Below are 23,135 nucleotides of genomic sequence, written 5' to 3' on the forward strand. Positions count from 1 at the left end.
TTATGCTGTTATTGCCCTATCCAAGTGTGTATATCCCCCATCCACAAAAATTAACTGTCCTGTAGTATGGCTCGATAGTTCCGACAATAGAAAAACGGCCGTATTGGCTATTTCCGTCGTTGTCGTCATACGATTGCCCAGTGGAATCTTATCCGTAATGTCCTTTAATTTCTTTTCGGGTTCGGAAAATGTACCGATCCATTTTTCGTACAAGGGCGTATAGCACTCTGCCACAATTACGGCATTTACCCTTATTTCGTAGGGCAGGAGTTCTATGGCCCATTCCCTGGTAAGGGCATTTCGACCTCCATTGGAAGCCGCATAACCCGATGTTCCTCCCTGTCCGGTAAAAGATGTTTTAGACCCTATGTTCACAATGGCCCCCTTGCTCTTTTTAAGCTCGGGAAGCGCATATTGCGCCATGAGGTAATAATGCACCAAATTCTTGTGCAAAGAAGCCATAAAGTCTTTGTAATTGCCGTTTTCCAAGCCGACCCCGTCATTTACGCCTGCATTATTCACAAGACCGTCGATTCTTCCGAAGGTAGAAACTACCTGCCCTACGGCCGCTTTACATTGTTCCGGATCTGTTAACTCGGCAAAGGCAAACCCTACTTGTCCACCACTTTTTTCAATTTCTTCGGCCACCGCAATGATACTCGGTTTGTTTCTCCCAATGATAAAGGGAATGGCCCCTTCTTTTGATAGCACCTGACTAACGGCGAGACCGATTCCCTTTGAACCACCGGTTACAATTATGACCTTATCCTTCAAGTTCAAGTCCATCTTCCCGCTATTTGTATGCCTTTACGTGTTGTTTAGAGCTTCCCAATCCTTCGATACCAAGTTCTACCACATCGCCTTCCTTGAGGTATTTAGGAGGGTTAAACCCTAGGCCTACACCCGAAGGCGTTCCTGTGGAAATAATATCCCCGGGCAACAAGGTCATATACTGACTGATATAACTGACCACTTCCTGTACGTTGAAAATAAAATCGGAGGTGTTGCTGTCTTGAAGGGTTTCACCATTTAACTTCAACCATAAGTCAAGGTCATTGGGGTTTTTGATCTCATCCGCTGTTGCGATAAACGGACCTATGGGGGCAAACGTATCACATCCCTTTCCTTTACACCATTGTCCTTCTTTCTCTATTTGAAAAGCGCGCTCACTGTAATCGTTGTGCAGTACATAGCCGGCCACATGGTCTAAAGCATTTTTTTCCTCTACATAGGAAGCCTTCTTTCCGATAACAACCGCCAATTCTACTTCCCAGTCGGTTTTTTCACTATTCTTAGGAATGATCACATCATCGTTCGGACCTACAATGGCCGACGTCGATTTGAAGAAAAGAACAGGTTCTTTGGGTATGGCCATTCCACTTTCCGCTGCGTGCTTGGCATAATTTAAGCCCACACATACGATTTTTGAAGGGCGTACCAAAGGCGATCCCAAACGCACATCATTAGAAATTACGGGACAGTTTCTTTCGTTTCTTTCCAACCATTCGGCCAGTTTTTCTATGCCATCGCCACCAAAAAAATCTTCGTTGTAATCCGGTACGAATTCGGAAACATCCAAGCGTGTACCGTTATCCAATTGCACTCCGGGTTTTTCAGCCCCTATACTTCCAAATCTTATTAATTTCATAGGTAATTTATATTTTAATACGTCTGTATATTTATTGTTTTGATCCCGTTTTTACTACGAACCGTTTAAGGTAACAAATCCCCCATCTATTGGGAAATTAGTTCCCGTAATAAACGAAGCCTCTTCCGAGCAAAGGTATACGGCTAAATTGGCGACCTCCTCAGGTCTCCCCATTCTACCAATAGGCTGGGTTTTAGAGAGCTTTTCAAAAATTTCCTTTTCCCGACCGGGGTAATTCTTATTAATAAATCCATCCACAAAAGGCGTGTGTACCCTACCTGGGGAAATACAGTTACACCTAATGCCATCATTTAAATAGTCTTTGGCCACGGAATACGTCATGGTCAATACCGCGCCCTTGGTCATGGAATAGGCAAACCTATCGTTGATCCCTACCGATGAAGCTATAGAGGCCATATTGATGATTACCCCTTTGGTCTTCTTTAATGAATCAATACCGGCATACATACAATTGTACACCCCTTTGATATTTACATCGTACAAGCGATCCAAATCTTCTTCCTTACAGTTTTCTAAGTTTCCGATATGGGCAATACCCGCATTATTGATCAGAATATCTATGGGGCTTTCTGCCGTTATGGCCTCAAATGCGGCAACTACCTCTTTCTGGGCCGCCACATTGCAGCTATAGGTATAGGCCATACCGCCCATATCTTCAATAAGTGTTGCGGTTTCCTTTGCATTTTCTTGGTTCATCTCCAAAATATGAAGAATAGCACCTTGTTCGGCAAGGGCCAAGCAAATGGCCCTGCCTATACCGCTACCGCCACCGGTAACCACTGCCGATTTATCCTTTAAACTAAATTTCATAGGTATTTTATAATGTTGTGCTTAATTCCTTTTCCCAATAACTCCCGTTCGGAAAGCTGTACTCCGCCAAGGATCCGGGTTTCATAGTAATACTATAACCAGCCATGCTAGGTGGCATATACGCCCCATTTTTGATAACTACAGGATCAAAAAAATGTTCGTGCAAATGGTCTACAAATTCAATAATACGATTTTCCAAGGAACCGCTTATGGCAATATAGTCGATCATTGACAAATGCTGTACATATTCACAGAGTCCGACTCCCCCTGCATGCGGGCAAACCGGAATATTGAATTTAGCCGCCATGAAAAGGATGGCCAATATTTCATTGACGCCCCCTACCCTACAGCTATCTATCTGGCATATTCCTATGGCATTGGCCTGCATCAATTGCTTGAACATCACCCTGTTCTGACAGTGCTCGCCCGTAGCCACTTTAATAGGCGCTACCGCCTTGGCTATCTTGGCATGCCCTAAAATATCATCAGGACTTGTAGGTTCTTCAATCCAATATGGGTCGAATTTTTTCAGTTCGGCCATATTTTCGATAGCTTCGTCCACATCCCATTTTTGGTTGGCATCCATCATTAACCGTAGCTCGCTCCCAATTTCTTCACGAATGATGGCCGCACGGCGCATATCATCTTGCAAATCCGAACCGACCTTGATTTTCATATGGTCGAAACCTGCTGCCTTTGCTTCCCGACAAAGCCTACGCATCTTATCATCGGAATAGCCCAGCCATCCTGCAGAAGTAGTATAGGCGGGATAACCCGACGCTTTCAAACGGGCTATACGTTCTTGCTTTGTTCCTTCATTTTTCTTTAGCATGGCCAAGGCCTCTTCTGGCGTGACCGCATCGGTTATATAGGTAAAATCAACGCAACGAACCAACTCTTCGGGAGTCATGTCGGCCAACAATTTCCACAAGGGCTTCCCTTCCGCCTTGGCGTATAGATCCCATACGGCATTGACCACGGCTCCGGTAGCCAAATGTATGACCCCTTTTTCCGGCCCGAGCCATCTCAATTGGCTATCGCCCGTAATCATTTTCCAAAAGGCACCCATATCGGCCGTAAAGCTCTCGAGGGTCTTACCGATCACCAAGGGCGACAAGGATTGAATGGCCGCGGCACACAGTTCATTGCCCCTACCGATGGTAAAGGTAAGACCGTGCCCCTCCAAACCGTCTTCCGAATCGGTCTTCAATATAACATAGGCGGCCGAATAATCGGGGTCGGGGTTCATCGCATCGGAACCATCTAGGGACTTACTCGTTGGAAAACGGACATCTTTGATTTCGACCCCCGTAATTGTTATCTTCTTTGACATAAATTCTATATTAACAGCGCAAAATTAAACGCTCATGTTTTTGAAAACCACCTTATAATCTACCTAAAGTGATACTTTTTTTGCCCAAAAATGGATTTCACTTGCAATTAAGACATCAAACAACCATAAAAGTAGATTAAAGAAAGGTTCCTAAAAACTTTAAAATCACCCTTTTGAGCAAGCCGCATTCAAACTAAAAAGGAAACTTTTATTTGGAAAAGCAGTAAAAGAAAAGCTACTACAAGCATTTACGCTTTTCTCTACCCCCTTATTTCCTTACACTTGAACTACCGAACTACTTTCCGAAGTTCTTTTAACAACTTCAACGATTCACTTGATACGGAACCATCTTCATACATTTCTAAATTAATGGAGAGCGGGTATCTATTGTGTTGTGCATTTTTAACATAGCCACGAAGTTCTTCCACCGAATATTTTGATTTTTTGATGGGCGTATTAAAGTCTATATGCCCCCATCTTTCCTCTAGCGGAAAACAAGTGTGGGCCATAAGGCCTTTGTGCTTACCATCGACAAAGCTACCTTCATCTAAATTTTCAAACTGTTGTAGTCCTTCCCCCGAATAATAATCTTGATACTCGGTTACCCTAGGTAAAATCCAAGAATTATAGGTCAATACCCTTTCTTCGTTGCCCTTTCTGGCCGCTTGGCTCATTTCTTTAAACGACGCGCTCAGCACGCCTTCCTGGGTACCGTCAAAACGGGAATCGTAATAGCGTTGCCCCCCGTCAAAAAACCATCCGTTCAATTTATCACCATACCTATTGCCTACTTCCGCGATAATGTCGTTTACGTTTTTATACAATCGACTTTTATCCGCTTCATAACCTCCGGCATGGTTTAACCATTCAGGGTCTGTGGAATGATAGCAGTCATAACCATAGTGGTAATAGAAAATCAGTTTAATGTTTTTGGCATAAAGTTGGTCGGCCATTTCCCCGAGCAAATCGCGTTTTGTAGTACGGCCTTCAATCAATTTATCCAAAGAGGCTATGGGTGCAGAAATATACTGCTGTCCCCAGGTAATCGACCAAATCACATACGCCGCCCCGGTTTCCTCTACCATATCGACAAACTCTTGCACATCAAAATCGTTTATTTTTTTCTCCCAATCCTTGATGCTATCCCCTTCTTTAGGTGTTGCCCTATTGGTCCATTGAAACATAAGTCCGTATCCGGCATCCTTAAACCAATCGGGGTCTTGCCTTACGGATAAAGCCTCATCCATTATTCCTTGTGCAACACTTGGCCTTGTCAGCTCCAAGGCTGAAATTTTGATCGTTTCTTTTGACTGGATCGCCAACTCGATCGTGTTACTTCCTTTTTTAAGTTGAACACTCCCTAAATCTAGCCTACTCCAGTCTTCCGACTGTACTTTTACATTTCTTTTTTCTCCGTTACACAGGAGCTCTATGGTAGCATATTTGCCCAATATTTCCGCAGTGACCGAATACACTCCCGATGTAGCTGCCTGCACTTCCCAAGACAAGGAGTGCTCCCCTACGGCAGTTGATTCTACCCATAGGAACATAAAATTCAATACCTTGGGCTGCATGTTTTTACTTTTTAATGCACTCCCTGCCGAAAGCACATTAATCGTTTCTGAATCTATAGGAATAGGAGAAAGTGTTTCATTCGTAATTTTATCTACCGTTTCCGCATAGGGATCCGGGGCCTCTTGTGCCATCAAAGTTAAATTTACCGAAAGAAGAAAAAGTAAACAGCATCCTTTTACCAGCGTTACCATAGGGAAGTCGATTTTGAAGTTCTTTTTTTTAACCATTTTTGTTGCCTTGTATTTCGGCCCTATATGCCATTGAAAGCCCTTAGAACCATAGTTCCAAGGGCCTAAATTTGCAGTTATTATTGATGCTTTTTAAATTTCAATCGGCTACAGCTTTTCAATATAGACGTAATAGGCCGGGTGCACCCTTTTGTCTTTATCGATCAACTGGGCTTCCATATCGTATTTACCGGCAGAAACCTTGGCGATAAAGGACACTTCTTTCTGGCCCTTTTCAATTTTAGCCGTCTTTTCCAAATCGGCTAGGTAGATATAGGCCTCTTCAAAATCGGACTTTGTACTTGCCGGCATAGCCCTTTCTAGTTCAACCCTCTGTTTTTCCACTGGGAAAGTTTCGTTGATGGCCAAGCCACTTTCCCTTGGGAAACGGCACAGGCTAATTTTGTAATCGCCATCTTCTACGAATTCAATTTTCCAGTTTCCCGTGGCCTGCGAGGCGTTCGTTGCACCGTATTGATGCCACATATGTCCGAATTTACCCGTCATCATATCATGTGAGGAAATGCGGCTAGGGTTTTCTTCGGGCGAGCCCACTTTAATATAGGCATAACGTTCATTGACGTTTTCATCCATAATGGACTGCCACCATTTTTCATAACCCACGGCCAATCTTTCCGCCACTTCGGGATGCCTATCGAATACATTTGTGGTCTGGCTACGGTCTTTATTCATATCATACAGCTCGGTTCCGTTTACCAGGCGCCAGTTATCGTCCATAACGGAGTATTTTCTGTATTTTACGAGGTTCTGTAAGCGTTGGGTATCCATATATAAAATCCTATTCGGCCATTCCTCGGCTTGATCGTAGAGCAAAGGCTTTAGACTTGTACCATCCAAGGGCTTCACCGGATTAAAATCAAAACCTAAAAGGTCTACGAACGTAGGCAATAGGTCGTAATGTGCGACCAATTTATTTATATCCTTACCTCCGGTAAGTTCTCCATTGGGCCATCGGATAAGTAATGGAACCCGGTGTCCACCTTCGTACTCACTACCCTTCCCTCCTTTTAAACCCGCGTCAAAAACCTTATTTCCTCCAGCGGTACCATTGTCCGTTGTAAAAATTAGAATGGTGTTGTCGGCAATATCCAAAGCCTCCAACTTATCTTCCAGAAGCTTGAAATTGTCATCTATATTGGTAATCATTCCGTAGAACCGTTGAAACTTCTCTGCCAGTCCGTCTACCCCTTTATACATATCCATGTACTTTTTAGGTACGTTCAAAGGCCCATGGGGAGCATTGGTAGCGATGTAGCAAAAGAAAGGCTTATCCTTGTTGGTCTCTATGAAGTCCAATGCCTCCGAAAAGAACACATCGGTACAGTAGCCCTTGTATTTTTCGGTTTTACCATTGTGCCAATAGGTATCATCAAAATAGTCGTTGTTCCAATAATCGGGGCCTTGGGTAATTCCCCCGCCCCCATGACGGACCACCTCATGAAACCCTCGGTCTTCAGGACGGTAGGGATAATTATCCCCCAAATGCCACTTACCGAACATACCATTGGTATATCCGTTTTGGGCAAAAATCTGCGGTAGTATTACTTCGTCTTCAAAAAGAATGGAACGCCCTGTAATCGTATGAAAAACATTGAGTCGATTGGTATGTCGCCCGCTCATTATGGCCCCTCTACTAGGCGCGCAGGTAGTGGATACGTGATAATTGGTAAACCGCACCGCATCTTTATAAAAGGTGTCAATATTCGGGGTTTTGATATAGGGATTTCCATAACATCCCAAATCGCCCATACCCTGGTCATCGGTAATCACTACGATTACGTTCGGTTTTTCTTTGGCTGTACTTTGCGCCCGCATGACAAATGCCGACGCACAGACCCATACCATAAACATTGAAAGACTTTTTACGGCAAGTTTCCGATTGTTACCACATACGATCTCCTTACCGCTGGTTACCATTTTAAAATTCATTTGCATTGCTTTATATATCTAAAAATTATTTTCTATTCCTATGTACTAACAGCATAACTATTTGAAAAAAGGGGACATTAATAGCCCGGATTTTGGACCAAGTTCACATTGTTACGTAGTTCATCGGTAGGAATGGGAAATAACAATTCGCGTTCCGTCAATGTTGGGCCGTAAGCAAATTGATGCCCAACAAAATCCTCAAAACTCCCTGTTGAGACATTAAACGCCTTTCTTAACCTGACCATGTCGAACCAAGTAACGTTCTCATAACTAAGCTCATGCCATTTTTCCTTCCAAACCGCTTCCCGAAACTGGTCTTTGCTAAGTCCTTCCAGATTAGGCAATTCCGCCCTGGTCCTAATTTCGTTTACGGCATTATATGCCGCCGTGGTGGGTCCTGAAACCTCGTTCGATGCCTCGGCATAAATTAGCAGCACCTCGGCATAGCGGATCAGGTCCCAATTTAGATCGCTACTGGCCGTTTCAAGATTGGCCACGATATCAAAATGCTTATAGAGAAAATGGCCTCCCAAGACTATGGTCTCATCCCTATCGAATTTAGAGGTATAGGTGGTGTAGTAAAATTCCTTTTCCGCAATCCTTTTATCGTTCTCGTCATACGAATTCACAAAATCTTGATTGGCATAAATGGCTCCCGTTTGTTCCGAGTAAGCCGAAATATTCATGTTATACGGTATGACCAAGGGTTGCCAATCGGAAGGATCTACAAAGGCCTCGTATTGAACCATAAAGATGTTCTCGCCTATATTGTTTTGCTCTGGGTCATGTAAATCGGCATAGGTAGGGAACAAGCTATATTCGGCCGAATCGATTACTTCCTTGGCCTTGTCCGCGGCTTTTTTATAGTACTCGTCTCCCTTTTGCAAGGGGTAGCCCGCCATGGTCAGGTATACACTGGACAATAATGATTTGATCGCCCCAAGGGTCACCTTTCCCGTACCATCGTTAAACGGGAGGCCCGACGCCTCTGCAGTAGTCAAATCTTCTACGATTACCGCATAAATATTCTCCACTGTTTCTTGGGAGGAATACAAGTTTTCCGAACTTAGATCGATCGGGTCGGTAATTAAAGGAACGCTACCGAAAATCCGGACGAGATTATAATAGTAATAGGCCCTTAGAAACCGGGCTTCCCCCAATATTTGATTTTTTTTGCCTTCATCCATAGCAATATCAGGAATGTTCGCAATCGCCAAGTTGGCATTGGCTATACCTTTATAGCTGCTGTCCCAGTATACCTTGCCATATGCATTATCCGAAGTATTGGTCAAGTTTCGGATGATATTGCTGTTATCGGCCTGCCCTAAATCGCTATCGGCCAAACCTGTAGCAAATTCCAACATGAGCCAAGGACTACCTCCGTAGGATCCCCCGCGTACTTCCCTCAAATTGGAATAAATAGAATACACGGCAGATTCTGCATGCTCCGCAGTCTTAAAATAACTATCAGCGGTAATATTGGAAGGGTCGGTTTCATCAAGAAAGTCGGAACACCCTACTCCCGTACCTAGCAAGAGCCCCATCAGCGCTACTTGAATTCTGTTTTTTATACTATTTTTCATGTTTGTCTATTTTTGTTTAGAAAGTTGCGTTCAATCCGATCATAAATACCCGAGGCTTTGGGTATTGATCAAAGTTTACCTCTCCTTGTCCAAAAGTGTTATCAGTGGTTTGCACTTCTGGATCATAACCTTCGTATTTTGTGCTTACAAAAAAGTTTTGTGCCGATGTGTATATCTTCAACCTGCTCAGCTTTAATTTTTCAGAAATATCCGGTGAGAAATTATAGCCCAACAACAGGTTTCTCCCCCTAATGAAAGACCCATCTTGGATCATGTGGGAGGTATCTAAATTATCATAACCGGCAGATACAGGTCTCCACTGAGCAATTTCCGTATCCTGATTTTCAGGCGTCCATGCTTCCAATACCGTAGCAAGACTGTTGGCTATACCCTGTCTGTTTTCTTGTGGACGGGTAGTGATGTACATAATATCATTACCGTACTGAAACTGTAGATCGACCAACAGTTCAAAATTCTTGTAACGGAAGGTGTTGATCAAACTTCCGTAACCATCGGGAATCCCTTTTCCGATAATGGTCCTATCGGCTTGGTTGATAACCCCGTCATTATTTCTATCCTCTATTTTGACATCTCCAGGAAGCCTGAAGTATTTTGCCGCTTCTTCGGCTTCATCACTTCCCCATGTACCGAGATTGACCAGGCCAAAGAAAGAACCAACGGCCTCCCCTTCGCGAATGATGGTCCGACTAGAAAAAATATCGCTTCCACCCGAAAGCGCAACTACCTCATTTTTATTCATGGCGATGTTGAAATCGGTGTCCCATGAAAAATTATCGGTTGCGATATTCCGAGTACTCAAAGAAAATTCAATCCCCTTATTTTCCATACTCCCAATATTTCGAAATACAGAGGCATAACCACTACTGGTGGGTACAGGTGAATTCAAGAGCATATCTTCGGTCAACTTACGGTAGATATCCGCCTCAAAGGAAATTCTTCCATCAAACAGGCCAACTTCGATTCCGGCATCAACTTGGTTTGTTTTTTCCCATTTCAAATCAGGATTGGCCAAACGGTCGATACCAATACCGTTCACTACCGAGTTATTCACCACATAGGCATAGTTCCCTAAGCCAGGTAATGCTCCGTATGCAGGTATTTCTGAGTTACCGGTAACCCCATAACTTGCCCTTAATTTAAGGTTGGATATCGTTTTAGATTCTTTCAAGAAATTCTCTTCGGAAACTTTCCAGGCCAAGGCCGCTGAAGGAAAGAAGGCGTATTTATTGGTATCCCCGAATTTAGACGATCCATCTACCCGGCCCGTGACCGTCAAGAGATACTTATTTTGAAGACCATAATTGATCCGTCCGAAATAAGAATTCAGCCCATAGGCGAAAGCACTTGAAGTCGGATTGCCGACCACTGATCCCGCGCCTAAATTATCGAAGCTAAAAAAGTCATCCGAGAAATTTTCGGCTCGGGCACTAAATGCCGTGTTATTTATATGTTGCCATGATATCCCCAACAAACCGGTGATGGAATGGGTATCAGCAATTTCCTTGTTATAAGTCAGGTAATTTTCAAATTGCCATGAAGTATATTCATTAGCTGATCTTTCTGCGTAACCGTTTGTATTCGTTCCAATAAAACTTAGTTCACGGCCCGCATATTCATCGGTTTTTTGCTCTACGTTATTTACACCTATGGAAGTTCTAAAATCCAGTCCCTTTGCCAAGGTGATATTGGCGAATATGTTTCCTAATATGGTATTGGTGCGCAAGAAATTCTTGTACTCCTCACCTACCCTAACCGGGTTCGGACCTCCTTCCATTCCTGGATAATCGGCATTACTGGCCCAGCTACCATCTGGATATTTTACCGGTACGATAGGAATATTTTCAATCATATTTCTACCGACCCATGAGGCGTGAATAATTCTTTCCTTTTGATTGTTATAACTAAGACTACCGCCGACTTTGAGCCAATCCCTAATATTGGAATCGAAGACAAATCGACCGGAATACCGTTTTAGCCAAGAATCTTTCATGATGCCTTCTTCGTCCATATAACCAAGGAAGGCACCGTAACTACCTTTCTCGGTTCCTCCCGTAAATGACAGTTGGTGGTTCTGGGTGAAGGCTGCCCGGGTTACCTCATCTTGCCAATCGGTATCGTAAAGGGGATTGCCATTGGCATCAAAAAGTTTCGGGTCGTTTCTTTTTAAGGCCGGGTCGGTATACTTACCATTGGCAAAGCCTACGGCATCGTATTTTTCCGCATTCTGATAGGCGACCTCCTCGATCATTAAAAATTGTTCCGAGTTCAGCACGTCTACTTTTCTAGAAAGGTTTCCTATACTGTAGTAACTGTCATAACTGATTTTTCCTCCAGATCGACTTCCTCTTTTGGTAGAGACCAAAATAACCCCGTTAGCCCCTCGAGAACCATAAATTGCCGTTGCCGAAGCATCTTTTAGAACTTCAATGGAAGCAATATCGTTAGGGTTAATGTAATCTATGGGAGAGCTGTTATTGCCCAATCCCGATGAGACCAATATAATACCATCAACTACGTACAAAGGATCATTGGAAAGGCTAACCGAAGAATTTCCCCTAATCCTGATATTGGATTTTCCTCCCGGCCTACCCGAGTTAATGGATACGCTCACACCTGGCATCTTACCCGATAGGGATTGGGTAAGGGAAGCGGCCGGACGCTCTTGCAATTCCGCTGACGACACAGAACCAACGGCCCCGGTCAAATCACTTTTCTTTTGGGTACCGTAGCCAATTACAACCACCTCATCAAGGCTGGCGGCGTCTTCCTCCATGGTTACGTTTATAGTGCCTGAGGCCCCAACCGTAATATATTGCGTTTTCATCCCTATATATGAAAAGACCAATACATCGCCGGAACTCGCCGTAATGGTGTAGTTTCCGTCAAAATCGGTCTGTGTTCCCGTTGTACTTCCCTCAAGCAACACATTTACTCCTGCGAGAGGTATTCCCGCATTATCCAATACAGCACCTTTAATTTGCTGTTGTACCGTTTCAAAATTCGGTCCTGAACCTATAGGAATCGTACTCGCATGTACTTCCGGCAGAAATGTCGGCATCAGGAATGCACAGAAGCAGACCTTAAGAAGCTCCTTGTGGGCTATCCGAAAAGGATAGATTTTGGTTTTCCGTTTTTTCATTTTCCTAGTAATTAAATTAGTTTGAGTAGTCGGGCCTTCAAGATTAGATATACCGTACAAATGACGCTTCAAAGGCCACATATCGTCATAAATAGAAACTGAATAATATCATTTCAACAAAACGACATAGCCAAAACTAAGAATATGAAAATCAACACACTACCCAAAAAAATACCAGATTCAATACTTTTTTTGCAATTATAGCCCTATCCATCGTTTATATAGATGATTTTTACACCTAAACTTGCAATGCCTGTATTTCCATTAGAACAGTCTTAAAAACCCTTGCATTTTATACTAGTTTATTCTTAAAGGGAAAGGACTCCCGTAAAAAAATGCTCCTTTTCCGGAGTACTCTTGATTCGTTCTTAATCTTCAGAAGTAAGCCTACTCCTCACTTCCGAAAAGCAAGTTGAAGGCGGGTCTATAGGCAAGGACTTTTTAAACGTTTTGAACTTTTGCATTAGTTCCTTTACTTTTTGGGGATTTTCAGCGGACATATCTTTCTGCTCCGCCCAATCGGACGTAATATCATAAAGCTCCACCCTTCCTAATTCTTCGTTTGCCAGCAACTTCCAATTTCCCTCTTGCACCCCTGCACTTGGCCAAAAATCGGGTCGGTCATTCGGAAAACGCCAATCCCAAAAAATCGGTTTTTGCCGCTCAAAAGGTTTTCCCATAATAGCCGGGACGATACTTACCCCATCAGGCTCATAATTTTCGGGATAGGTAGTTTTTGCCAACTCCAAAAAGGTAGGCAATAAGTCGACCGTAGCCAATTCGGTAGTTTTATCGACTACGCCGGCAGGCGTTTTACCCGGCCAACGCACTAGAAAGGGAATACGCACCCCGCCTGCGAACAAAGACCGTTTTTCCCCCTTGAGTCCTGCTGTTTCACCTACGGAATAATAGGTGCCCATACCAGGGCCCGTGGAATTGTCTTCTATAATTTTCTTTTTCCCTGTAATTTCGGGTCCGTTATCCGAAGAGAAAACGACCAAGGTATTTTCATCCAAGCCCAAGTTTTTCAAAGTTTCGAACAACTCACCGATACGGGCATCATATTCGGCGATCACAGCCGCATAAACCTGTTGCTGCTCATTTAGATGGGCAAATTGCCGCATATACTTTTCCTTAGGATAATGCGGGGTATGTGTGGCGTGGATCCAAGCGTTTACAAAAAACGGCTTCTCCTTGTTCCGTTTTACAAAATCAATCGTTTTATACAGCGTTGAGTCGGCCTGCATTTGATGCAGCTTACTCGGCAGGTTAAACGCCCCATATTCGTCATAGCCATATTCCAGTGGACTGGGCGCATCTTCAACATGGGTATTGGAAAGGTGCCATTTTCCAAAGTGGGCCGTGGCATAACCCGCTTCTTTTAGCATTTTTGGAAGCAAGGGGGCCTGGGGATTTAACCAGTCGGGCATACCTCTTTGCATATGGGATTCTACGGATGCGAAATGCCCGTGTACACTTTGGCGCGCCGGAAACTGGCCCGTCATAACCCCGACCCTACTGGGCGAACAAACCGGGTTTACCACAGAGAAATTCTGAAAATCGATGCCCTCCACAGCCATTTTATCAAGGTTGGGGGTTTTACAAAAGGTACTACCATGAACACCCAGGTCGCCGTAGCCCCAATCATCCGCAAAAACGAATATGATGTTGGGTCGGGTATCTTGTTCAACCGCTATTTCCTTCTTAGCTTCTTGTTTTTCGCCACAGGAAAAGAATATGAAGGAGCTAAAAAGCAAGAGTTGTATTCTTAGTTTCATTTTTGCGTCTTATTTATTTTTATTCGCTCTATGGTGAATTACGACTTCGTCCAATCGGGCATATTCCACCCTTCTTTTACATAGGGTTGGGGCTTACCGGGTGTAGTTCTACCCTCTTCAATGATTTTGGTAATTTTCTGGGTAAGCCTTTTTACTACGTCGGGATAATCAAAATAAAGATTTGTGGTCTCTCCTGGGTCTTTTTCCATATTGTATAATTCGTATATGGCTTCACCTTCTTTGGGTTCAATGGCTCTAGGTTCTAAAGAACCCCCGGAGCCTCGAAACATATTCAGTTTCCATTTTCCGTCGCGAATGGCAAAATGGCCCGATACCGAATGGTGGATTACCGGCCCTCTTAACGAGCTGTCATAGTCTTCCCCTTTTAGAATGGGCCATAAACTATAACTGTCCTCCCCAGCATTATCGGGAAGTTCCACTCCAATAATATCGGCAATGGTAGCCAGGTAATCGGTCTGGCAAACGGGTACATCTGATTTTGTCCCTGCCTGTATTCCGTTGGGCCAACGCATAAGAAAAGGAACCCGATGGCCTCCTTCATAGATATCTCGTTTACCTCCTTTAAAGTTGAGGCTGCTATAGTGCCCGTATTTTTCTCGCTGATAAACGTAGTTGGTTTCCGCTCCGTTATCCGAAGAAAATATCACCAAGGTATTGTCCTCTATTCCGTTCGCCTTTAAGGCCTCAAGTACCTGACCGACCCTATAATCGGTTTCTTCCATAAAATCACCGTAATTGCCACAGTTACTCCGCCCTTGAAAATCGGGATGCGTGCAATGCGGTAAATGCGGACTCGTCAATGGCAGGTATAAAAAGAACGGCTTGCCGGTTTTGGCCTCCGTTGCAGATTCGCCAATATAATCAACCGCTTTATCAGCAAATGTTTTTAAGACCAATTCATCGTTAAACGAGGGCGCCACTTCTACCCATCCCCCTGTGCCTTCTATGCGGGTGCTTCTATAGGGCGGTGTCATTCGATACCCTTTCGGATTAATACTATCGCTAAATGCCCTTGGTCTTTTGTCGGCCTTCTTTTTGGTCCATAAGACAGGTGGATCCAAGACCCTATCATTCTCCAAATACGTCAACACCCCGTAATTCATAGAGGCGGGAATACCGAAGAAATAATCAAATCCCTTCTCTATTGGACCATCTGTAAAAGGCTTTGACCAATCACGGTCTTTCCCCAGGCTTCCTTCAAATTCCATTTGAAGATGCCACTTTCCTATCATGGCGGTTGTATAGCCGTTTTCTTGGAGCAGGGAAGCTATGGTCATCCTGTCATTTTCTATTAAACAAGGCCCGTCGGCCCCCAAGACTCCTTTTTTCAGGGAAGTTCGCCAGCTATAGCGCCCGGTTAAGAGCGAGTACCTAGACGGTGAGCAAACCGCATCACTGCTATGCCCATCGGTAAAAACGATGCCCTCATTGGCCAATTTATCCATATTGGGCGTATTGAATTTAGCATTGGGGTTAAGGGCACTTACATCCCCATACCCTTGGTCATCGGTATAAATTATGACGATATTGGGTTTTTGGATGTTTTGTGCCCCCGCGATCATTGAAAACAACAACAATAAAATTCCGAAGGTTTTGTGTTTTGATATATTCATTATCGACCGTTTCATGAGTTTTTTGATTCTTCCTTTATAACCCTCTGCCCATTTTAAATATAGGGTATGAAGAGGGTACAATCGAGTCTTACTCCATACTTCCTTCCGGTGTCAATCGTATTTCTTTTAGACTTGCGTTCTTCCTTTTCCCATCTACCAAAGAAACCGTTATGGTATGCTTTCCGGCCTTGTCAAACTTTATGAGTCCCATTTCGTAGTAATTATATACCGCCGAAGAATTCTGCTGGTTCTGGACGACCACTCCCTCGTCTGAAGTAATGTTCCAAACCAAGCGGCCTTCACCTGCATAATTCAGTTCGGTTTGATAATAGCCTGGGTCTTTCACCTCTATCTCCCAAGTCACTTTACTTCCTTCCTTCCAATCTTGGGCCTGTTCGATATGCTTCCATTCCCCAAATTTCTCCATCCATCTTTTCTCGGAAATGGCACATCCCTCCGCTTTAGCAAAGTCAACCGGGAGCACCGTGGAGAAAACAGGATCTAAGGCATTGGAAACGGCCACTTCGGGGCTTCCCTCTATTTCTAGCGCTATAACCGATATTAATTTTTCGCTTCGTCGTGCCGGTAGAGAAATGGCCAGCCAACCATCATGAGTTTCGGTTTCCAGTTTTTGACCTTTCCCATCCACCCATAAATCGGCAGACTTAACCGTATTCTTTAACCCCGGAAGCCATAATTTGCCATCTAAGGGCCATTGGTAAACACAAAGGTTCAATTTGCCATCTTCCGCTACGGTTACATCGCCCCATGGCAGGGCATGGCCCCATGGCGAAGCCCCTGTTTTATAGACCACCTGGGGATATTTTCCTATCCATTCCCCCGAAGCCCTAAGTGACTCTTGGGCCTCTACTGGAATTGTTCCGTCCGGTGCCGGCCCTACGTTTAACATATAAGTCCCTCCACGGGCCACGGTAGAAATGATGCTCTTTAAAATCCGCTTTGGACTTTTCCAATTTTGGTCGTACCAAGCATAGCCCCAAGAATCGTTGGTAACGTCTACGGTTTCCCAAAGTCCACCAATATTTTTTCTGGGGATGTTCATATCGCCCAAAGACTTATAATCGCCCAAACCATGGCCTGCCCGTCCTGAAATCATGGCATTGGGTTGGTGCTTGCGCACGACCTCTACCAATTCTTCCACATATTTTTTCTCCATATTGCCGGGCGTATCGAACCAGACCATGGCGATATCGCCATATTGGGTTACGATTTCCTTGACCTGTGGAAGGCATTTTTTCTTGAAGTAGTAATCGAACCCGACCTCTTTACCTTTTTCGTTCACCTTGGGTCCCCCATTGCCCCCGGGAAAGGTCCAATCTTGATTGTGCGAATAGTAAAAGCCAAAACCCAGCCCCAGTTCCTTGCAGGCCTTTGACAGTTCCTTCATGGGATCTCTGGCAAAAGGCGTGGCCTTTACGATATTGAAGTCGTTGCTTTTTGAATTGTACATGGCAAAACCGTCGTGGTGTTTGCTGGTTACCACGATATATTTCATTCCCGCATCCTTGGCGAGCCGGGCAATGGCCATGGCGTCAAAATTTACCGGATCAAAGCTTTTTGCCTCGGCCATATACTCGTCTACCGGAATATTGGCGCGTCTGGGGTTCATTATCCATTCGCTAATACCATAGTAGGTGCTGTCTTTCCACGTATTCGCAATCTTCGAATAGATGCCCCAGTGGATGAACATGGCATAATTACCGTCATCAAATAAGCGCGTTCGAGATTCAGGGGCGTTTGCTCCCAATGAATTTTGATGCCCCCACATCTCGTCCATATTCTTTTCCTTTTTTTGCCCGAACAAGGAACCACTTTGTAAAAGGAAGGTGACCAGGAGTATCGATATTACATTTACGCTGTTCTTCTTAAGTTTCATGATCTCGACTTTAATTTGAATTCGACTAATTATGGCATCTATTATGGGCGATTACTATCGACTTTCCATATAGGCAAGCTATACGTTCTGACTTCTGAATTGATGGTGTTCCTTATGAGTAAGCGCTTCATCAGGAAGCTTGCTCAAATTGTTTTATTGGCATCGGGTAACCAGATGAATACACGGTCAAAAAGCAAAAGCCTCACTAAAGAACACCTTACGACCAGATTGGAACTATACCCATCGACCCACCCGATTTTTTTAGATTTTGAAATAGAATATATTTATCATCCCTCCTAATCGCAACAATAGGTTTAGTTCTTGATTTCGAGTAAAATCTAAGATAAATGGCTTACGACTAAGAAATACACAATTAAACCCTTAAACTATCAGAATAACCCAAACAATCAGAATAATTTTTATCAATATTTCAACACGGTTAAAACTAATCATCTAGGCCGTGGTCGACTACCAAAAAAAATACCAGATTCAATACTTTTTTTGCCCAAAAAGACCAATTCTAGTCGTTAGAGGAGTGATATTTCAAATACGCGGAAGGTGCTAGGCCATGAATAACCTTAAACTGTCTATTAAAGTTGGAGATATTATTAAACCCGGATAAGTAGGCAATGGAGGTGATGCTCTCTTTATTTTCCAAAAGCAACCTACAAGCATAGCCTACCTTTATTTCATTCAGATATCGGGTAAAAGGCTTTTTATGGGCCTTCATAAAGAACCTACTAAAAGCCGATTTGTTCATACCTATCATTTCGGCTACATCACTGGCACTGATCCCATCATTGAAATTCTCGAATACATAGGCATATATTTTGTCCATACGTGAATCATCGGCCTTTTGAAAAGCATTTACAAAACTGGCACTCGACAGCAACTGATAGTTATCGTGCTTAGACAGATGGGATAGTACTTCAATGATCTTATATACACGAGTGGTAGGGTCTAAGTCGATAAGTCGCATAATTTTAGCTGTAAGGTCTTCATGCAGTCCGTTAAACTTAACACCCCTATCCGCCCGGGTCAGAAGGGCCGATATCTGTTTCATTTCGGGAATATCGAAAAACCCTTTTCCCAAAAAATCCCTTGTGAAGTGTATGGCAAGTGCTTCGGCCTCTAAGGCGCTATCGGGCTGAAAATAAACCTCATCGTTCAACCACATATGCGGAACGTTCTTGCCAATGAGCACTACCTCTCCTTCTTGAAATTTTTCGATACTGTCGCCAATAAACCGTGTACCCGAACTTTTTAGAATTACGACCAATTCAAGCTCAGGATGATAATGCCAAACCCTCAAGAAATTAGGGTACAGATTATGATTGACCGAAAATGACCGGTCCGATACAGATGCCCTATTTAATAAATGAAGTTTCATCTACCACTATTGAATTAAAAAGTCACTCTTTTTTCCATTTTATCCTAAACGCCGATGCCTCCCGGAAACACAAAAGTTTATGATGCGCATTACTTGGTACTCTAGTAAACGAAAAAAAATAGGCTAAGAAAACGCTACTTTTTGAACCAATTATATACTTTTTACAGTTTTGAAGGAAATCCTTTTGGCAAGGGAGGTACATTTAAAACCTCCTTTTCGTCCGGAGCCCGGTTAGATGTTGTTTGTTTATCGCCATACCAATACATCCCGACACCATAGCCCATTTCACAATCCGTCCAACTCCAGACTTCCATATCTAATTTCAATGAAGTCTCAAAAGGCATAATATCAAGAGCACGGGTCCTAGTTTCGGTACTATAGCCCAAAGTGTTTTTTTCCTTGGTTTTTTTTCGGTTCAACTTATTGTACACATAACTTCGGGGTTGTGCATGAAAGGGGTGCTCATAAAAATCGGTGCTTCTTCCTCCCCAGGAATAGGCGTAATAATCTTCGGTTCCCGTTCCAAAAATGGACGGAAAATCCTCTCCATCGACCCATATTTTTTCATCGCCTTCGCCCCACCATCTTTCAACAGGGTTCATTACCGTTAGCGCATCCCCCACATATACACCACGGCCTTTAAGCGTAACGTAGTTCCAGTCGGAAAACGGACGGGTCGGTACGGGATATTGCCCTCGCCACGCCGCGTTGAAATACATACTTTGGTCATCCCATTCCCATGTGCCAACGGTGGCTTTTAAAACCAGGTCTATAGGGACATCCCCAAAATTAACCACGGATATTTTTCCTGATTTTTGATAAGGCATAACCCATCTGCAAGTCATTGTACCATCTTCACTTACCGTTCTATACCAGCCCTGAAAAGGATTTAACCCTATACCACTTCCAAAAAAATCCCCTATGGGAGACCAAACCGTCTGTTCTCCATCAAACTCTATTTTTAAGACCACAGAGCGCATTACTTCCGGGTTTTTATAATCCTTTAATTTTACACTAAGCGCCCTGATTGCGGCATTTCCTATGGGGAGCTTTACCGATTTCCCTTCTTTAGAACCTAGTTTCGATTTTAATACCACCTGTTTTCCTTTATGATGGTTTTCAGGATCCAACAATAATTTACCTACCTTTTGAGCTGTGGGCATGGCCTTATCAAAACCTGCCTTTGTAAAAGTCTCTACCTGTGTACCTTCACGGTAGGCCCTATAGGTAAACTGGTAAAAGAACGGTCTTGAATCTGTAGTGATTTTGCAACCTTTCGCAAATGGAATCGGAAAAAAAGATACTGCCGACCGTAAGGATTGATGGGCCAAGGGATATGGAATTAGTCCGGTTCCATCAAGCAAACCCAACATATTCCCTTGTAAAACAGGCTCAGGGTTTCCATCTAAATATATTTTGATCTGTATATCCGTATCAGGTTTATCCGGACTCAAAAAGGGCATCCAGGTACGCACAATGGCCCCGGGTCCTTCATAATCCATCAACACCCATTCCTTTTTCCCGTTTTTCTCTTCTATTATTCTAATAAAATTGTGATCTTTTTCACTGCTGTTAAAATCCTTGTTCGTGAACCAACCTACAGAATCCGCAGGAGTTTTAGAGGCCCTGTTATAGCTGCTTTCCTGTTTTAACCTAAAATTGGTTTTTGGAAAGCGGGCTATAGCATCTCGATCGACCATATCATTCAATAAAGATGCAATGGAAACTTTATCTTCGGTTTGGGCAAAGGCCGTAAATACCGATAGCGTAAACACTATGCTCAGGATCGCTTGAGTTGATTTCATATTTTTTAAAACTGCCGTTACCATTTTTCTAAAAGTGGGTTACTTGGTCTTGCCGGGTTGGTCCCATAATCGATACGGGTCTTCGTGGGCTTCCATTTCCGCCAGCAACAAGGCTTCCATTTCCGCCAGCTTATCGGCATATTTAGGATTATCCGCCAAATTGGTCAGCATTTCGCCTTCCTTTTGGTGTTCTTTTAAATACTCATTCGGATTTTCGGCTAGGTTAAACAGTTGTGTTTCCCGTACCGCTCCGTCCATTACATCGTACTTGATCAGTTTCCAATCATCTTTCTTTACGGTACGCATACCGGGTTTTGTTCCTCCGCAGTATACACCGTACAACACATCCCTAACCGTTTCTTTTTCACCTTGTAAAACAGGCTTAAAGCTTCTTCCTTCTACGGTTTCAGGAATTTCAATTCCCGCCAGGTCACATAAGGTAGGTAAAACATCCAACAAATAGACATTCCCCTTCGTACGCTTACCCGATGGGAGTCCGGGTCCTTTGATGATCATAGGTACCCGCCATGTATGTTCGTATAGGTTTTGCTTGCCCATAAGTCCGTGTCTTCCTATAGACATTCCATGATCCGAAGTATAAACAATATAGGTATTGTCCAATTCGCCCATGGCTTCCAACTTTTTGAGGACCTTGCCCAGCTGGATATCGATATTTTCGGAACAGGCATATTCCCTGCCCAATTCATTTCTAACGGTCTGCTCGTCCCTATTCTTCCAAACCCCACTTACGCGTTCTTCATCACGAAGTTCCGGATGTCCGTGGAAAAAAGGATGTGCTTCCAAATAATTGTCCTGAAGCGGCGGTTGCTTATCATTCGCGGGAGGAAGACTATTCTTATCGGTATGGTTGACCGCCCCGTACTTTGCCAACAACTCTGGCGTACCATCTCGGGTATCATGTGGATGGGAAAATCCAAAATAAATGAAAAAGGGATCTTCCTCCTTCGTTTTCTCCCGATCCCCCAAATACTCTAAAACCTGCTTGGAGTGCCAAGCGCTTCCGGTTTCTTCCGTGCCCCCTCTTTTTGTGGCATCATGCACTACCGTAAATTGTTTATTGGCCCCAGGATATGAATTTCCTTTTTTACAGGTTCTCATAGTGTTATAGCCGGCCCTATTGAATATAGCCCCTATGGTCTGTTCGTCCAATTCATGGGGAGCCGTATTTTTTTGAAATTCCGCACTAGGTGGCAAATGCCAAAGGGTACGTCCCGTCATTATCATATGTCTGGAGGGTGTGCATACCGCACCGTTCATCGAGCCCATGTGGTGGGCGGTTTCTATAACCGTACCCTCCGACGCCAATTTTGAAATAACAGGGGTTTCCAATATGGACTTTGGATCGTACACCTGTAAGTCATAAGGCGATTGGTCATCCACCAAAACAAAAAGAAAGTTCGGTCGTTTTTTAATTTCCGTTTTTTTCTCCTCGCTTTTGCAGGATGCTAAAACCATCATCACTGAAAAAGCCCATAAGAACCCCCTGTTATAAATTTTCATCTTGTACTCTATTTAAAAAATATTGTTCTTCTATTATCTACCCATCCAGCCACCGTCAACCAACATTACGGTGCCCGTCATATAATTTGAAGCTTCCGAGGCCAAGAAAACGATCGGCCCTTTGAAATCTTCCGGTTCGCCCCATCTTCCGGCTGGTATCCGTTGTAAAATAGAGGCACTTCTATCGGCATCTTTACGTAAGGCTTCTGTATTGTCCGTAGAAATATATCCTGGAGCAATGGCATTTACCTGTACCCCTTTGGAGGCCCATTCGTTCGACAAGGCCATGGTCAATTGGCCAATAGCCCCTTTTGAAGCGGCGTATCCCGGTACGGTAATTCCTCCTTGGAAAGTCAATAAAGAAGCTGTAAAGATGATCTTCCCGCTTCCTCTCTTGACCATTTCCTTGCCTATTTCCCTAGACAGGATAAACTGGGCATTTTGGTTCACTTCAATGACCTTGTCCCAATACTCATCTGTATGCTCGGCAGCCGGCTGTCTTAAAATGGTACCCGCATTGTTTACCAAGATATCTATCGTAGGATTTTCATTTTTTACCTTTTCGATAAAAGTGTACAAAGATTTTCGATCGCTAAAATCACATTGGTAGGCCTTAAAGCTTTTATTCAATTCGGTGATCCGCTTCTCTATTTTCGAACCTGAAAGTTCTAAGGTGGCGGAAACGCCAATGATGTCCGCACCTGCTTCGGCCAAGGCCTCGGCCATGGCAAAACCGATACCGCGTTTGCAACCCGTTACTAAAGCCGTTTTTCCTTTTAAATCGAACTTATTCAATATCATAT

15 protein-coding genes are annotated in these 23,135 nt (G+C 43.7%); all 15 read right to left on the bottom strand.

From position 1 onward, the window contains the following. The 15 genes from B4Q04_RS19440 to B4Q04_RS19510 all read right to left on the bottom strand — a co-directional run bounded on the left by B4Q04_RS19440 (position 1) and on the right by B4Q04_RS19510 (position 23,130). Positions 1-786 carry an SDR family oxidoreductase gene (locus B4Q04_RS19440; protein ID WP_013994802.1) on the bottom strand — a complete coding sequence of 262 codons (786 nt, stop codon included), beginning with the start codon at positions 784-786 and terminating at the stop codon, positions 1-3. Positions 787-793: 7 nt separating this feature from the next. Continuing rightward, positions 794-1,648, bottom strand: coding sequence for a fumarylacetoacetate hydrolase family protein (locus B4Q04_RS19445; protein WP_088697774.1), 855 nt, complete (start codon positions 1,646-1,648; stop codon positions 794-796). A 54-nt stretch (positions 1,649-1,702) separates the two neighbouring features. Then, the gene (locus B4Q04_RS19450) at positions 1,703-2,479 is read right to left on the bottom strand and encodes an SDR family NAD(P)-dependent oxidoreductase (protein ID WP_088697775.1); all 777 of its coding nucleotides are present in this window, start codon (positions 2,477-2,479) and stop codon (positions 1,703-1,705) included. A 7-nt stretch (positions 2,480-2,486) separates the two neighbouring features. Continuing rightward, the gene (locus B4Q04_RS19455) at positions 2,487-3,812 is read right to left on the bottom strand and encodes an L-fuconate dehydratase (protein ID WP_088697776.1); all 1,326 of its coding nucleotides are present in this window, start codon (positions 3,810-3,812) and stop codon (positions 2,487-2,489) included. A 287-nt stretch (positions 3,813-4,099) separates the two neighbouring features. Beyond that, positions 4,100-5,518: an alpha-L-fucosidase gene (locus B4Q04_RS19460; protein WP_161496088.1), complete on the bottom strand. Its 1,419-nt coding sequence runs from the start codon at positions 5,516-5,518 to the stop codon at positions 4,100-4,102. Positions 5,519-5,722: 204 nt separating this feature from the next. Next, a complete protein-coding gene (locus tag B4Q04_RS19465) occupies positions 5,723-7,564 on the bottom strand; it encodes an arylsulfatase (protein WP_201723419.1) in 1,842 nt (613 codons plus the stop codon). A 77-nt stretch (positions 7,565-7,641) separates the two neighbouring features. Further along, complete coding sequence (locus tag B4Q04_RS19470; RefSeq protein ID WP_013994796.1) at positions 7,642-9,147, bottom strand: RagB/SusD family nutrient uptake outer membrane protein; 1,506 nt, start codon at positions 9,145-9,147, stop codon at positions 7,642-7,644. Positions 9,148-9,163: 16 nt separating this feature from the next. After that, the gene (locus B4Q04_RS19475) at positions 9,164-12,307 is read right to left on the bottom strand and encodes a SusC/RagA family TonB-linked outer membrane protein (RefSeq protein ID WP_201723420.1); all 3,144 of its coding nucleotides are present in this window, start codon (positions 12,305-12,307) and stop codon (positions 9,164-9,166) included. Between the two features lie 368 nt (positions 12,308-12,675). Next, positions 12,676-14,085, bottom strand: a complete 1,410-nt coding sequence (locus B4Q04_RS19480) for a sulfatase-like hydrolase/transferase (protein ID WP_088697779.1) — start codon at positions 14,083-14,085, stop codon at positions 12,676-12,678. Between the two features lie 38 nt (positions 14,086-14,123). Beyond that, positions 14,124-15,719 carry a sulfatase family protein gene (locus B4Q04_RS19485; protein WP_161496089.1) on the bottom strand — a complete coding sequence of 532 codons (1,596 nt, stop codon included), beginning with the start codon at positions 15,717-15,719 and terminating at the stop codon, positions 14,124-14,126. Positions 15,720-15,807: 88 nt separating this feature from the next. Continuing rightward, positions 15,808-17,616, bottom strand: coding sequence for an alpha-L-fucosidase (locus B4Q04_RS19490; protein WP_201723421.1), 1,809 nt, complete (start codon positions 17,614-17,616; stop codon positions 15,808-15,810). Between the two features lie 520 nt (positions 17,617-18,136). After that, on the bottom strand, positions 18,137-19,006 hold the full coding sequence (locus B4Q04_RS19495; protein ID WP_088697781.1) for an AraC family transcriptional regulator: 870 nt from the start codon (positions 19,004-19,006) through the stop codon (positions 18,137-18,139). Positions 19,007-19,167: 161 nt separating this feature from the next. Continuing rightward, positions 19,168-20,811 (bottom strand): glycoside hydrolase family 172 protein, encoded by a 1,644-nt coding sequence (locus B4Q04_RS19500; RefSeq protein WP_201723422.1) that lies wholly within the window; start codon positions 20,809-20,811, stop codon positions 19,168-19,170. A gap of 39 nt (positions 20,812-20,850) precedes the next feature. Next, complete coding sequence (locus tag B4Q04_RS19505) at positions 20,851-22,332, bottom strand: sulfatase-like hydrolase/transferase (RefSeq protein ID WP_013994789.1); 1,482 nt, start codon at positions 22,330-22,332, stop codon at positions 20,851-20,853. Positions 22,333-22,365: 33 nt separating this feature from the next. Next, the gene (locus B4Q04_RS19510; RefSeq protein WP_173427292.1) at positions 22,366-23,130 is read right to left on the bottom strand and encodes an SDR family NAD(P)-dependent oxidoreductase; all 765 of its coding nucleotides are present in this window, start codon (positions 23,128-23,130) and stop codon (positions 22,366-22,368) included. Positions 23,131-23,135 lie beyond the last annotated feature (5 nt).

The organism is Zobellia sp. OII3, assembly GCF_002211465.1.
GTDB classification, from domain to species: Bacteria; Bacteroidota; Bacteroidia; order Flavobacteriales; family Flavobacteriaceae; genus Zobellia; species Zobellia galactanivorans.

Excerpts from the sequence above, each read along its gene's own strand:
- B4Q04_RS19470 (WP_013994796.1), bottom strand. The coding sequence starts at position 9,147 with ATGAAAAATAGTATAAAAAACAGAATTCAAGTAGCGCTGATGGGGCTC.
- B4Q04_RS19475 (WP_201723420.1), bottom strand. The coding sequence starts at position 12,307 with ATGAAAAAACGGAAAACCAAAATCTATCCTTTTCGGATAGCCCACAAG.
- B4Q04_RS19480 (WP_088697779.1), bottom strand. The coding sequence starts at position 14,085 with ATGAAACTAAGAATACAACTCTTGCTTTTTAGCTCCTTCATATTCTTT.
- B4Q04_RS19460 (WP_161496088.1), bottom strand. The coding sequence starts at position 5,518 with ATGGCACAAGAGGCCCCGGATCCCTATGCGGAAACGGTAGATAAAATT.
- B4Q04_RS19485 (WP_161496089.1), bottom strand. The coding sequence starts at position 15,719 with ATGAATATATCAAAACACAAAACCTTCGGAATTTTATTGTTGTTGTTT.
- B4Q04_RS19500 (WP_201723422.1), bottom strand. The coding sequence starts at position 20,811 with ATGAAATCAACTCAAGCGATCCTGAGCATAGTGTTTACGCTATCGGTA.
- B4Q04_RS19455 (WP_088697776.1), bottom strand. The coding sequence starts at position 3,812 with ATGTCAAAGAAGATAACAATTACGGGGGTCGAAATCAAAGATGTCCGT.
- B4Q04_RS19465 (WP_201723419.1), bottom strand. The coding sequence starts at position 7,564 with ATGAATTTTAAAATGGTAACCAGCGGTAAGGAGATCGTATGTGGTAAC.
- B4Q04_RS19505 (WP_013994789.1), bottom strand. The coding sequence starts at position 22,332 with ATGAAAATTTATAACAGGGGGTTCTTATGGGCTTTTTCAGTGATGATG.
- B4Q04_RS19495 (WP_088697781.1), bottom strand. The coding sequence starts at position 19,006 with ATGAAACTTCATTTATTAAATAGGGCATCTGTATCGGACCGGTCATTT.
- B4Q04_RS19490 (WP_201723421.1), bottom strand. The coding sequence starts at position 17,616 with ATGAAACTTAAGAAGAACAGCGTAAATGTAATATCGATACTCCTGGTC.
- B4Q04_RS19440 (WP_013994802.1), bottom strand. The coding sequence starts at position 786 with ATGGACTTGAACTTGAAGGATAAGGTCATAATTGTAACCGGTGGTTCA.
- B4Q04_RS19450 (WP_088697775.1), bottom strand. The coding sequence starts at position 2,479 with ATGAAATTTAGTTTAAAGGATAAATCGGCAGTGGTTACCGGTGGCGGT.
- B4Q04_RS19445 (WP_088697774.1), bottom strand. The coding sequence starts at position 1,648 with ATGAAATTAATAAGATTTGGAAGTATAGGGGCTGAAAAACCCGGAGTG.